This is a genomic window from bacterium, assembly GCA_035281585.1.
Taxonomy (GTDB): domain Bacteria; phylum UBA10199; class UBA10199; order DSSB01; family DSSB01; genus DATEDP01.
In genome coordinates, this window is sequence record DATEDP010000027.1 from 1 (window position 1) to 11,542 (window position 11,542).

14 protein-coding genes are annotated in these 11,542 nt (G+C 60.8%); 5 read left to right on the forward strand and 9 right to left on the reverse strand.

Annotated features, from left to right (window positions below; all coding sequences use genetic code 11):
• On the forward strand, positions 1–337 hold a 337-nt coding region (locus VJR29_01815; GenBank protein ID HKY62130.1), incomplete at its 5' end, for an RsiV family protein.
• Between the two features lie 3 nt (positions 338–340).
• Here VJR29_01815 and VJR29_01820 read toward each other — a convergent pair.
• Together VJR29_01820 and VJR29_01825 are read right to left on the reverse strand one after the other, a co-directional pair.
• Positions 341–1,684 carry an LssY C-terminal domain-containing protein gene (locus tag VJR29_01820; protein ID HKY62131.1) on the reverse strand — a complete coding sequence of 448 codons (1,344 nt, stop codon included), beginning with the start codon at positions 1,682–1,684 and terminating at the stop codon, positions 341–343.
• Between the two features lie 129 nt (positions 1,685–1,813).
• The gene (locus VJR29_01825) at positions 1,814–2,356 is read right to left on the reverse strand and encodes a hypothetical protein (protein HKY62132.1); all 543 of its coding nucleotides are present in this window, start codon (positions 2,354–2,356) and stop codon (positions 1,814–1,816) included.
• Between the two features lie 153 nt (positions 2,357–2,509).
• On the opposite strand from VJR29_01825, the gene VJR29_01830 reads away from it, so the two are divergent.
• The 3 genes from VJR29_01830 (at position 2,510) to VJR29_01840 (ending at position 6,321) form a co-directional block, all read left to right on the forward strand.
• A complete protein-coding gene (locus tag VJR29_01830) occupies positions 2,510–3,625 on the forward strand; it encodes a LuxR C-terminal-related transcriptional regulator (protein ID HKY62133.1) in 1,116 nt (371 codons plus the stop codon).
• Between the two features lie 356 nt (positions 3,626–3,981).
• Positions 3,982–4,527 (forward strand): DUF1566 domain-containing protein, encoded by a 546-nt coding sequence (locus VJR29_01835; protein ID HKY62134.1) that lies wholly within the window; start codon positions 3,982–3,984, stop codon positions 4,525–4,527.
• Between the two features lie 27 nt (positions 4,528–4,554).
• Positions 4,555–6,321 (forward strand): hypothetical protein, encoded by a 1,767-nt coding sequence (locus VJR29_01840; protein HKY62135.1) that lies wholly within the window; start codon positions 4,555–4,557, stop codon positions 6,319–6,321.
• A gap of 12 nt (positions 6,322–6,333) precedes the next feature.
• Here the strand turns inward: VJR29_01840 and VJR29_01845 are convergent, their stop codons facing one another.
• Both VJR29_01845 and VJR29_01850 read right to left on the reverse strand, forming a co-directional pair.
• A complete protein-coding gene (locus VJR29_01845) occupies positions 6,334–7,281 on the reverse strand; it encodes a lipase family protein (protein ID HKY62136.1) in 948 nt (315 codons plus the stop codon).
• Between the two features lie 10 nt (positions 7,282–7,291).
• On the reverse strand, positions 7,292–7,651 hold the full coding sequence (locus VJR29_01850) for a hypothetical protein (GenBank protein ID HKY62137.1): 360 nt from the start codon (positions 7,649–7,651) through the stop codon (positions 7,292–7,294).
• An 88-nt stretch (positions 7,652–7,739) separates the two neighbouring features.
• Between VJR29_01850 and VJR29_01855 the strand changes: the two genes are divergently transcribed.
• Positions 7,740–8,357: a DNA-3-methyladenine glycosylase gene (locus VJR29_01855; protein HKY62138.1), complete on the forward strand. Its 618-nt coding sequence runs from the start codon at positions 7,740–7,742 to the stop codon at positions 8,355–8,357.
• A 68-nt stretch (positions 8,358–8,425) separates the two neighbouring features.
• Here VJR29_01855 and VJR29_01860 read toward each other — a convergent pair whose 3' ends face one another.
• The 5 genes from VJR29_01860 to VJR29_01880 all read right to left on the reverse strand — a co-directional run.
• The gene (locus tag VJR29_01860) at positions 8,426–8,641 is read right to left on the reverse strand and encodes a KTSC domain-containing protein (protein HKY62139.1); all 216 of its coding nucleotides are present in this window, start codon (positions 8,639–8,641) and stop codon (positions 8,426–8,428) included.
• On the reverse strand, positions 8,638–9,393 hold the full coding sequence (locus VJR29_01865) for a hypothetical protein (GenBank protein HKY62140.1): 756 nt from the start codon (positions 9,391–9,393) through the stop codon (positions 8,638–8,640). The genes VJR29_01860 and VJR29_01865 overlap by 4 nt, the downstream gene beginning before the upstream one ends.
• 27 nt (positions 9,394–9,420) lie before the next feature.
• Positions 9,421–9,936, reverse strand: a complete 516-nt coding sequence (locus VJR29_01870) for a tetratricopeptide repeat protein (GenBank protein HKY62141.1) — start codon at positions 9,934–9,936, stop codon at positions 9,421–9,423.
• A gap of 136 nt (positions 9,937–10,072) precedes the next feature.
• Positions 10,073–11,209, reverse strand: a complete 1,137-nt coding sequence (proB, locus tag VJR29_01875) for a glutamate 5-kinase (GenBank protein HKY62142.1) — start codon at positions 11,207–11,209, stop codon at positions 10,073–10,075.
• Between the two features lie 88 nt (positions 11,210–11,297).
• Positions 11,298–11,542: hypothetical protein (locus tag VJR29_01880; GenBank protein HKY62143.1), on the reverse strand; the 245-nt coding region annotated here is incomplete at its 5' end.

An 11,542-nucleotide genomic window follows, 5' to 3' on the forward strand; every position in this document is an offset into this window, starting at 1 on the left:
TCGCAGCTACAATCCGAAAGACGGCCGACCCTACGGTCTCGGCGACTGGCTGAAGCCGGGTTATGAGGAGCCGATCCAAGCCCTCGGCGAAAAGGCTTTTCGCCGGGCTCGGGACCTGCCGGCCGAGACCGACTTGAACGATGCCGGCTTCACTTTCGAGAATGGATTCCGGCTCAACGAGAATTTCGCCGCCGGCCCCGAGGGGTTGATCTTCTATTTCAACCCTTATGAAGTGGCTTCTTACGCCGACGGGCCGACCGAGCTGCTCATCCCTTATTCCGAATTGAAGTCATGGTTATTGCCGAAGGGCCCCTTGGATTCGCTGGCTAAAAAGTGAGGCTCAAGGCCGGGGCGATTTCTTGCCTTTCGCCGGAGCCGAATCCTTGACCAGGGCGTCGAGCCGGATGCTGCTGCGGCCCATCGGCGTTTCCCAAGGCAGCGGCTGGGTGCTCAGCAGCGGAGTGGGTCCGTCGGTGATGACCATCACCGCCCGCAGGCCGTCGGTGTACCAGCTGTCGCCCATCAAGTTCTTATGGGGGGCCTCGACCGGGAATTCACCGACCCCTTTGACCAGACCGACATAACCCACCGCGTCCCCGATCATCATGTCCTGGAGCAGAAAATCGCGGGCCTCGTCGATGTCCGAATCGATTTTGTGGGTGATGAAGAGAAAGGCCTTGGGGGTGAAACGAATGCCGATATCCCGGCTCACCGTCCCGATCCAAACGTGCTTGCCCTCGTAACGCAAGGGCGTCATCCAAAGCCGCAGGTGGTTGCGCTGATGGATCGAGCGCCGCGGCTTTTGGAAGGCGATGTCCTGGTGGCGGTCGAAAAGATAGAGCTTGCTCATCGGCGCGTTGACGTAGGGGCTGTGGAAGAGCAGCGACTTGACGGACTTCAAGGAGGAATGTTTGTCCTGGACCGCGGTTTCCCGCCAACCCTGGCGGACGAAGGCCGTCAGGAGGTCGTCGAGATCGCCGACCACGACCAAGTTGACGGCGTCGCCGTCGTGAACCTCGCTGCCTTTTTTGGCAGTGCAGCAAGGATAAGCCTCCAAAGACTGGCGGAGCTCCTCCAAGGAGACGTCGCGGAAATCGGAGGGCTGGTAGAGGGCATCGAAGTCGACTTCCTGATAATCGGCCGACAGCCCCGGCACCGGAACGATGAAGGGGAAGCGCTTCAATTCGCCCTGGCTGAGCAAGTCGACGCTGAACTCCTTGGAGCCGAAATCGACGTTGGTGTAAACGAAGCCCTCCTTGGTTTCGCCGGGCCCGATGTTGTATTTCATCTGCTGGGCCTCGAAAAACTCGTTCATTTGCAGCTGAGTTTCCCCGCTATGGCCGGTCCGATGGCGGTAGGCCACCTCGTTGGGCGAGTAATAATTGGGGTCGATGCTGATCGGCATCAGCCAATAAGACCGGTTTTCCTTGTTGTGGACCTTAAGGTAGACCGCCTGAACGTGCTTCTTCTCGAGGTTGATCCCGAAGTAATCCTTGCTCTCCTTCTTGCCCAAGACCGTCGCCGAAACCTCCAAGCCGCCCTGGGTTTGGGTTTTCATCCGCTGGAGGAATTCGGCGCTGCTCGAAGGGTTGGGCTTGAATTTGACGCAAGCGCCGGTGCCCAGCCAAAGCAGGGTCAACGAGAGGCAGAAAACGGTTGGCCGAAAGCGCGCTCGTGGTTTCATGGAGATGAAACCGGATCATGCTATTTTCGATGGGTTTTGCGAAGCAAATTTATTCGGCGTTTCGAGCGATAAAAAGACACCGCCGCGCTCGCTCGGGCGGCGGTGCCTTACCCTCGATGCCAAACGGTCTTAGAACTTATCCCGTTGCGAGATTCCTTGGATCGCCTCGAAGCCTCCGCCCTGCGGGTAGCCCTCCGGGCAAGGATAGGAGATGTATTTGAACTCCTCGAAAAGCCGGGAAGGCATGACCTGGAAGCAGTGCCAATGGGGACCGCCATGCTCGGCGTCATGGAAAGACTCGAGCTTGATGTCGCCGACGCAGACGTTGGTCCCGCCGATGTTCTTCAGGCCCATCGAGTACTCGCCGACGAAGGGGACTTCGACTTCGGAGATGCCGCCGATGACGTCGGTGGTGAAGCCACGGACCTCGCCTTGGCCATTAGGCAGGACCTTGTAAACCGCCTTACCGGCGGCCAGCACCGGCAAGGAATCGCCGGTGGTGATCGGAAACGGGACTCCCGGAATTAACGAGAGATAGCCGGTGGCGTTGATGTTCCACTCGCCGACCAAGGCCTGTTTGTTGCACGCGTTCAGCACGGTGGCGTGAAGATTGGGCAGGGCGATCAGGACGCCCAAGGCCGACCCCACCACGATGCGCATGAATGTTTTCATGACGAACCTCCTATTTGAATGATGGGCCGATCATGAAGCCGGCGATGCTGAACTTTAATCCTCGGGAAGTGGGATTTTGTATCCCCTAAACGTCGTAGATTTGCTTGAACCGATGAAACACTTGGCGCATGCTTGGAATTCTAGAGAGGGGCAATGAAAAGCGAAGGCGGCGTTCACCAAAACGTTATCCTCGACGCGGTTTGCGCGGCCGCCGAGTCGGCCAGCCTCAAAGATCTCACGGCGGTGGCCCTGCCCAAGCTGGCGGAGGCTTTCGACGCCACTCTGGCCAGCATCGTCGAAGTGGTGCCGGGCGAAGAGCTCCAGCTCCAGGAATACGTCGCGCCGGGGATGCCCAATCCCTACCCCCAATACTGGCGCGGCGCCTATTATGAGAGCGATCCCTTCGAGGAGCTGCGCCGCCATCGGCGCAAACCCCAGGTCGCGATCATGAGCCAATTGGTCGATCCCAAGAAATACAAGAGCTCCGGCTTTTACAACGAAATCACCAAACCGCTCGAAATCGAGCGGGTCCTCGAGGCCCATCTGGTGATCGGCGATTGCGCGACGCCCGGCACCGTCAGCATCGTCCTCTCGCGGTCGCGGCGCCAGCTCGATTGGAACCGGGATCACGTCGCGGCCTTGAGCCAAATCCTGCCCTCTTTCGCCGCGGTGGTTCGCCGCCAAATGGAAAGCAGCCGATCCTCCGAGCTCTTCGACGAGATCCTGGCTCATTCCGAATCCAAACCCTGCCTGGCGCTGGATCGCCTCGGCCGGCTGCTCTGGACCTCGGCCGCGGCCGAAGCCTTTTGGCGCGAGCATTTCCCCGCCGAAAAGGGCCCGCCCTTTCCCCTGCTCCAAGCCGCGCGCCGGCTTTGCGGCAGTGCCGACCGCCGGGAGGCCCTCGCGCTCAAACCGGAAAAACTTTGGCTGGGCGAAGCCCCCGGTTTCGGACCCGAGGCCGAGCTTCGCTTGCTGCGTTGGCGCGGCGGCGGCGAGCCCTATGTCCTGGTCCAATTGAGCTCGCGGAACCGCGGCACCGGCCTCGCTCAAACCGGCCTCGCCGACTCCGAAAAATTGCGCAGCCTCTATTCCCTGACCCAGCGCGAGATAGAGGTCTTGGGCGGCCTGGTTCAGGGCCAAAGCAATGCCCAGATCGCGAAGAGCCTCTTCATCTCACCCGAAACCATCCGCACTCATCTCCAACACATCTTCGAAAAGCTGGGCGTCCAGAATCGGGTCCAGGCAGTGGTCAAAATCAATCGTCACTGACCTGAATCGGCGTCGCCCGAAACCAGCGGCCGGAGGGGTGAGGGCCTCAGGGCCCAGGCGTTGGTGAAGAAGCCGTTCAAACGACGAGCGTTGGATCGAGGCCCGGATCGGGCAAGATTTTCCGGAGGGAAGAGACGACGCTGCGGTGATTCATGCCCGCTTCATAGGCAATTCGCCAAGGATCTCTTATCCACCGAAAATGGGATTTTTCTTCGATCTCTCATTGACAGGCTTTCGAGATCAATTGCACAATATTTTGTACTAACATAAATGGGGGCAGGGGTTGGTACGGTTCGGTTTCTTCTTTTAAGAAATACCACTCATCCTGGTTTCCGCTGTTGAACAAAGGAGTAACTATGTTCCAGCTTCCAAAAAAAGCAGGGCTTTTTCTGTTGGGGCTTTGCCTCGGATGGATGGCATCCGCGCCGGCCTTCGCCGGCGGCATCAAGCCTTGGACCCAAATCACCGACGTATCGCAAAGATTCGTGGTGCTTACCGATTTCGGCGGCGACACGGTCTTGGACCGCTCGACCGGCCTCCTTTGGGACCGCAGTCCCGAGGGCGGAAACTATTCCTGGTACGGCGCCCACCGGCGCTGCATTTTCGTCGGCAACGGGACCAGCAACGAGCTGGGCTGGCGGCTGCCCAAAGTCGAGGAGCTCCACTCCTTGATGTACGTCACCGGCTCCAACCCCGGCGGCCTCGCCTCGGCCTTGCCCGCCGGCCATCCCTTCAATTTGTCCGGCATCGCCGCCGGGACCCGTTTTTGGACCGCGACCAGCTACCAAGCCGAAAACAATGACGTCACTGAAGCTTGGACCGCCAACCCCGCCGGCAATTTCGGCAGCGATCTCAAGACCGAAGGCAACGGCGTTTGGTGCGTTCGCGGCGGCGCCAATTAACCTTCATTAAAGAAATGGAGGTGAATTGTGCGGCGGCCAATCCATCAACCTATCGTTTTGTTCTGGGTCCTATTGCTATTCGGGATCCTCGGCCTGGGTCTCGGCCCGGTGCCGGCCCAAGCTCAAATCTGCGGCGATGACATTTGCGACTCCAGCGCCGAAGACACCCAAACTTGCCCGGCCGATTGCGGTTTTTGCGGCGACGCGATCTGCGAAATCTGCAATGAAGCCGGCGACAGTTGCTCCGATTGCTATTGCGGCGACTACGTTTGCGACGCCTCCGAAAACGAAGCCACTTGCCCCGAGGACTGCTTCGAGCCCTATTGCGGCGACGCGATCTGCGACTTGGGCGAGGCCTGCCTGGCCGACTGCGGCAGCGAAGTCCCGATCTGCGGCGGCCTCGGCGAATGCGGCAATGGCGAGCTCGAGGGCGACGAGGAATGCGACGACGGCAATAGCAGCGACGGCGATTGCTGCGACGCCGAATGTCAGCTCGAGCCCGACGGCAGCTCCTGCGGCGACGGCGACGCTTGCAACGGCGGCGAAAGCTGTCAGGAAGGGCTTTGCCAGCCGGGAAACCCGGTCGATTGCGACGACGGCAATGCCTGCAACGGTGCCGAAACCTGCAATCCGGCCGACGGGTCTTGCAGCCCCGGCAGCCCGGTGAGCTGCGACGACGGCAACGCTTGCAACGGTGCCGAAACTTGCAATCCGGCCGACGGGTCTTGCAGCCCCGGCAGCCCGGTGACCTGCAGCGACGGCAATGCCTGCAACGGAACCGAAACTTGCAATCCGAGCAACGGCCAATGCCTCCCCGGCACGCCGGTCAGCTGCGGCGACGGCAATGCCTGCAACGGCGCCGAAACCTGCAATCCGGTTTCCGGCGCCTGCGAGGCCGGGACTCCGATCCAATGCAGTGACGGTGACGTCTGCAACGGTGCCGAAACTTGCAATCCCGGCACCGGCGCCTGCCAAGGTGGAACTCCGCTCAACTGCCAAGACGGCGACGCTTGCAACGGCGTGGAAACCTGCCTGCCCGCTCTGGGCTGCCAGTCGGGAGCTCCGCTCGAATGCGACGACGGCGACCCCTGCACCGCCGATTCCTGCGACGGCCTGAGCGGCTGCGGCCACAACCCCCTGCCCGACGGCGACGGTGACGGAACTTGCGACGCGACCGACGATTGCCCGAACGATCCGGCCAACGACGCCGACGCCGACGGAGCTTGCGCCGACGCCGACAACTGTCCCGAGGACTTCAATCCCGATCAGGCCGATGAGGACGAGGACGGCATCGGCGACGCCTGCGACGAGCCGGCCACCGATCCCTGCGACTGCTGCGCCGACACCCAAATTACGGCCAAGCTCTTTTACAAGCCGCTGAATTGGGAAGTCGGTGAATTCTGCGGCTGCCGGAAGGTGAAATTCCCCCTCCCGGCCCAGATCCCGGTGGTCGAGGGCAATGCCGGCAACCAGTTCCTGAGCCTGGCCTTCGAGCAAGGGAACCGGGGCGTGGCTTGCCTCTATAAAGGCGGGGCCAGCAAGGTCCACCCGACCAAAGCTAGCGACATCGCCAAGGGCAAGAACTACAATTTCGTCTCCTGCTCCAACGGCCTGAAGCCGGGACAAGGCGTGGAAAGCGACCGGATCGCGATGATCGTGCTGACCGGCGATCCCTTGAGCCCCGATGCCAAGAATCCTCGGACGGTGGCGAGCTTGACGATCGCCGAGGATGAAGCCAGCGGCTGCACTGCCTGCGAAGAGCCGGGCGGCCAAGGCCAGTGCTCCGGCCACTGATCGGTTTCTAATCTAGTTGCAGCCGTCGGCGCCGCCGGCGGCTGCCTTGCATCCGACCGGATCGGAAGTCTGGTCGCAGAGGCTGTCGTAGTAATTGCAGAGGCTGTGGTTGTTCTCGATGTCGGTGAAGTCGGTCGGTCCGCTGACCGGATTGCCGAAGGTCAAGTCGAATTCGGTGTCGACATGCTCGTAAAAGTAGGTGTGGGGCTGGTTGTCGACGAAGATCACGGTCTCGACCGGCGGCACGGTCGGAACCAGGTCGTTGGTGTTGGCGATGCGCCAGCTGGTCTTGACCAAGGCGTCGAAGACTTGGTCGGCGAACACCGGGTTGCCGGTCCGGGGACTGGCGAAAGTGTAGAGGATCGGATCGCTGAATCCCGAATCCTGGGCATAGACCGGGCCGGCCAAGGTCGCCAAGCCTCCGCCCAAGCTGTGGCCGGTCACATAGAGCGTTTGGTAGGTCCCGCTGGCCTGCAGCTCCTTCACCGTGTCGAGGATATCTTGATGGATGGTCCGGTAGACGCCGGTGAAGCCTTCCTCGCTCAAGCCGGGGCCGCCCAAGAAATCGTAGCGAACCTGGGCGATCTTGGCGTCGGCGATCCATTCGGTGATGGTCTTGGTGCCGCGGAAAACGACGTAGACCGTCGAGCCCTGGGTGGCGACGAAGGCGATCGGCACTTGGCCGCTGAAATTCTGGCCCTCATAGGGCTCGCTGGTGAAGAATTCCTTCACCAGGGTGTAGGGCGCCGGAAGAGCGAAGGGTTGGCCGTTCTGGAAATCCTCGAGCGCTTGATAGGATTGCAGGCAGAGCCGAGCCAATTCCAGGCTTAGATTGAGATCGAAAGCGGCGCCGTCGGAGGCCCCGAGATCGGGCTCCTCCGAATCCGCCTCGCCGTTGCCGCAGGCGCCCAAGCTCAAAACCAGCATCGCCGCCAACGCGGCTTTCTTCCATGAACCCATCGTCGCTCCCTCACTTATCTCCGGTGCCTTGAAAGCGGTCCTCTTCTTTTTTGAACAGGATATTGAAAGTGGTCAAGCTGCCATAGCAGCGGGTGATGTAGGATTGGATATCGACCTTCTCGGCGTCGCTGAGCTTGGCGTTGGAGTTGATCTTCTGCTCCAAGACCCGCAAGCGGTCCCGGACCATCACGATCTTATGGAAGAAACCTTCGATATCGATTTCCTTGGGCTGAAGCGAGGAATCGCCGGGCTTCAGCACCAGGGTGCCGCCATCCCATTTTCCGGCCATCTCGACCGGCGATTGGTATTGATCGAGAACCTCGCGGACAACCTGTTTCACCAAATCCCTGAGATCGTCATCATCCATCATATTCACGCTCCCGTTTGATCACGCCAGGGATTCTAGAAGAATCGGCGGGCTTGGCAAGCGTCGAGACGAGGGCTATTTAGCAAGAGCCATGCCCAAACGCCGGACCCCGCCCAACCCCCTGCCCCGCGCCTTCTACGCCCAGCCGACTCTTTTACTGGCCCGCGAGCTGCTGGGAACTTATTTGATTCACGAATCGCCGCAAGGGCTCTGCGCCGGCCGCATCGTCGAAACCGAGGCTTATCTTCACGACGACCCGGCTTGCCACGCCTATCGGGGGATGACGCCGCGGACCCGGGTGATGTTCGGTCCTCCCGGTTTCAGCTACGTTTACTTCATTTACGGCATGTACTGGTGCTTCAACGTCACCGCCGCGCCCAAGGGGGTCGGCGAGGCCGTCCTGGTGCGGGCGTTGGAGCCGGTCGAGGGCTTGGACCTGATGAAGCGGCGCCGCGAAATCGGCGGCAAAAAACTGAAAGACTGGGAGCTCTGCAACGGTCCGGGCAAGCTGACCATCGCGATGGGGATCGGCCCCGAGATGAATGGGATCGACTTGGAGAAAAAGCCGCTTTATTTGCTGCCGCCGGGCAGCTATCGGCCGAAAGCCCGAAACCAGGAAATCGAAGTCACCACCCGGATCGGGATCCGGAAGGCCGAGCACCAGCCCTATCGCTTCGCCTTCAAGGAGAATCCGTTCGTCTCACGGTAGGGGCGCCCCTCGCGGGCGCCTCATCCACCGACAATATCCGGGCGCGAGGGCGGGCGCAAGGCCCGCCCCTACAAAGACACCCGCTCATAATCATGAAACGGCTTGATCCGATGGTTGAGATGCTCGCCGAAGGAATCGGCCATCCGCAAATCGGCATAGTCTTCGGCGCTGACCTCGAAGTAGCGGTAGACGTCGCCGTCGGGAAACTCGACCTCGAGGATCTCGCGTTCCGGATCATAGCCGACCGAGCGAGCGCTGCTCGAATCGATCGGCTCGCGCTTCACTCGTTGAGCTCCCAAGGGACCGCGGTCCGGGTCCACATGTCGTAGTACTGGTAGAGGGCATTGCTGGTGGCGGCGGTGGCCCGTTGATAGAGCTTGCTCATGTAGGTGCCGTCGGCCTGCTTGCCCAGCACGATCTGCTGGTGGGCGATGACGATCGAGCTCTTGAGCGAGCTCAATTCCTGCTGGTTGACGCCGGGGTCGTTCTCGACCGCCGTGATGTTGTCGATGGCCCGGCCCAGCGAATCGCCGGCGGCGGTGTAATTCTTGTTTTGGATGTCGCGATTGGCGTTGTAGAGCGCCACCTTGGTCGCGGTGAGCTTGAGGACCGGGCTTTGCGAGAGGGTCTTGGTCAGACGATAGGCTTGAGTCAGCTGATCGAGAGCTTCCTTCTTGCGCCGGGCCTCGAGGGCATAATTAGCTTCATCCAGGGCCTGGCCGATCCGCTGCAAGCCGAGCTCGCGCTCCTCGTCGCCCGAGATCTTCTTCAGGGTGTTCATCACGTCGCCGTAAGTCTTGCGGACCGGAGCCAGCGAAGCTTGGGCGCCTTCGAAATCGTTCTTCTTGAGTGCCGTCACCGCGTTTTGGATGCCCTGCATGAACTCGGGCAGACCGCGCTGAACTTGGGCTTCGCTTTCGCCGGGCGTCGGCGTAGTCCCCACCTCGACGGCGCTTTTATCCTTGGGTTGGGCCCAAGCGAGGCTAACGGGAATGAAAAGAAGGATCGCGAAGCTCAACGTAAAGATTTGGTGCATGAGGGGAATTTACAAAAAGCCCCCGGATTAGTCCAATCCCATCTTGGCGCCCAACTCCAGGGCCAGTGGCGAGTTCATCTTCTTCAAGGCTTGGAACTGCTTTTTAGCCTTGTCGTAGTCGAAATGCTGGGGCTCCATGTAGAGCGTGCCGAGCCGAAGCCGAAGCTCGGCGTTCTCCGGCTCGTCTTCGACCGCCGCCGCCATCTCGGCAATCTCCCAGGCGTTCTGCTTCTGCTTGCGGAACACCTTGGAGAGTCCGACGTGAGCCGGAGCCAGCTTGGGCTGAAAGGCCAGGGCTTGGCGATAGGAAGCGATGGCCAGCTCATAGAGCGCCCTTTCGAAATAGATGTCGCCCAGCTGGAGGTGGATCTGGGGATCGCGGGGGCTGGCCTTGAGCTTCTCGTAGAGGTCGGCGAACTGGGTGTCGGCCGGAGCTTGCTGCTCGAGCTGGATGGCTTGCTTGACGATGGCGGTCTCGCCGCCTTGGGCCCAGGCTGAGAGCGGGAATAAAATCAGTGCCGCGAGCAAGATGAAGCGACGCATAAGACCTCTTAAACATCCCCCCCCCTTTGAAAAAGGGGGGTTGGGGGGATTTAAAGCCGCTGCAAAAAAAACCAAAGCTCTATTCCTAGAACAAACGCCGCAAAATCCCCCCTGGCCCCCCTTTTTCAAAGGGGGGTCACTTTTTCTCGCCGAGCAAAACCAAGTCGTCGCGGTGCACGACCTCGTCGAAATACTTGTAGCCGAGAATCTTTTCGATCTCCGAGGATTTTTGGCCCCGGATCAGCCCCAGCTCCTTGGCACTGTAGCCGGCCAAGCCCCGGGCGAAGGCTTCCTCGCCTTCGACCTTCACGTCGATCGGATCGCCCTGGCTGAAATCGCCCTCGATGGCCTTGAGTCCCGAGGGCAGGAGCGATTTGCCCTGCTTGATCAGGGCCTCCTTGGCGCCGGCGTCGACGACTAAGGCGCCGAGCGGCCTTAAGCTGTAGGCCAGCCAATGCTTCTTGGCCTTGAGGCGGTCGTCACCGCCGCGCGGCAGGATCACCGTCCCCAAGTCTTCGCCCTCGATCAGCCGGGCCACCGCCCGGTCCTCGCGGCCATTGGCGATGATGGTGACGACTCCGTAGTCGGCCGCTTTCTCGGCCGCTTCGAGCTTGGTCCGCATCCCGCCGGTCGAGCCGGCTCGCAGGGTGTCGGAAGCGCCTTTCTTCAAGGCGGCGTCGATGCTTTCGACGATGCCGAGCCGCTTGGCTTGGGGGTTGATCTTGGGATCGGAGTCGTAGACCGCGTCGATGTCGGTCAGGATGACCAGCAAATCGGCCTCGGCGACATTGGTGACCAAAGCCGAGAGGTTGTCGTTGTCCCCGATCTTGATCTCATGGACCGCGACCGTGTCGTTCTCGTTGATGATCGGGATGACTTCCATCCGCAGGAGCTCGGCGATGGCATGACGGGCGTTGAGGAAGCGGCGGCGGTTGGCGAGGTCGTCGCGGGTCAGGAGGATTTGGGCGACGTTGAGCCGATGCTTGGCGAAGGCTTTCTCGTATTCGTGCATCAAGGCGGTCTGGCCGGCGGCGGCCATCGCCTGTTTCTTCGGGATCTGGTGGGGCTTTTTGTCGAGGCCCAGCCGCTTCATGCCGGCGGCGATCGCGCCCGAGCTGACCAAGATGACCTTGCGACCCTGGGCCCAGAGCTCGGCGACCTCGGCGGCGAGGCGCTGGAAGACCTTGGGATCGAGATGACCCTCGGCATCGGTCAGGATCGAGCTCCCGATCTTGACCACCAGACGCTTCTTTTTTTTCAATTGAGAGCGCATATTTAACCACGCTGTCATTCCGAGGAGCAAAGCGACGAGGAATCCCTGCGGAAATACTTGGCGCCAAGAAAACCGCAAGGATCCCTCGCTACGGTCGGAATGACAACAAAATCTCCTTGGCCAGGGCCTTGAGCAAGGCATCCAAGCCTTTGCCGGTCACCGCCGAGATCGCAAAAGTCTTGATCTTCTTGGCGGCGAAGGCCTTCTCGGCCTTTTGTAATACCTTCGAATCGCCGAGCAAATCGATTTTTGAGAAGACCACCCAACGCGGCCGCTTGGCGAAGGCCGGGGAATAGGCTTTAAGCTCGGCATCGATCATCCTGTAGGACTTCC

Coding starts and splice junctions, on each gene's coding strand:
- VJR29_01820 (HKY62131.1), bottom strand. CDS start 1,684: ATGAAACCACGAGCGCGCTTTCGGCCAACCGTTTTCTGCCTCTCGTTG.
- VJR29_01825 (HKY62132.1), bottom strand. CDS start 2,356: ATGAAAACATTCATGCGCATCGTGGTGGGGTCGGCCTTGGGCGTCCTG.
- VJR29_01830 (HKY62133.1), top strand. CDS start 2,510: ATGAAAAGCGAAGGCGGCGTTCACCAAAACGTTATCCTCGACGCGGTT.
- VJR29_01835 (HKY62134.1), top strand. CDS start 3,982: ATGTTCCAGCTTCCAAAAAAAGCAGGGCTTTTTCTGTTGGGGCTTTGC.
- VJR29_01845 (HKY62136.1), bottom strand. CDS start 7,281: ATGGGTTCATGGAAGAAAGCCGCGTTGGCGGCGATGCTGGTTTTGAGC.
- VJR29_01850 (HKY62137.1), bottom strand. CDS start 7,651: ATGATGGATGATGACGATCTCAGGGATTTGGTGAAACAGGTTGTCCGC.
- VJR29_01855 (HKY62138.1), top strand. CDS start 7,740: ATGCCCAAACGCCGGACCCCGCCCAACCCCCTGCCCCGCGCCTTCTAC.
- VJR29_01865 (HKY62140.1), bottom strand. CDS start 9,393: ATGCACCAAATCTTTACGTTGAGCTTCGCGATCCTTCTTTTCATTCCC.
- VJR29_01870 (HKY62141.1), bottom strand. CDS start 9,936: ATGCGTCGCTTCATCTTGCTCGCGGCACTGATTTTATTCCCGCTCTCA.
- proB (HKY62142.1), bottom strand. CDS start 11,209: ATGCGCTCTCAATTGAAAAAAAAGAAGCGTCTGGTGGTCAAGATCGGG.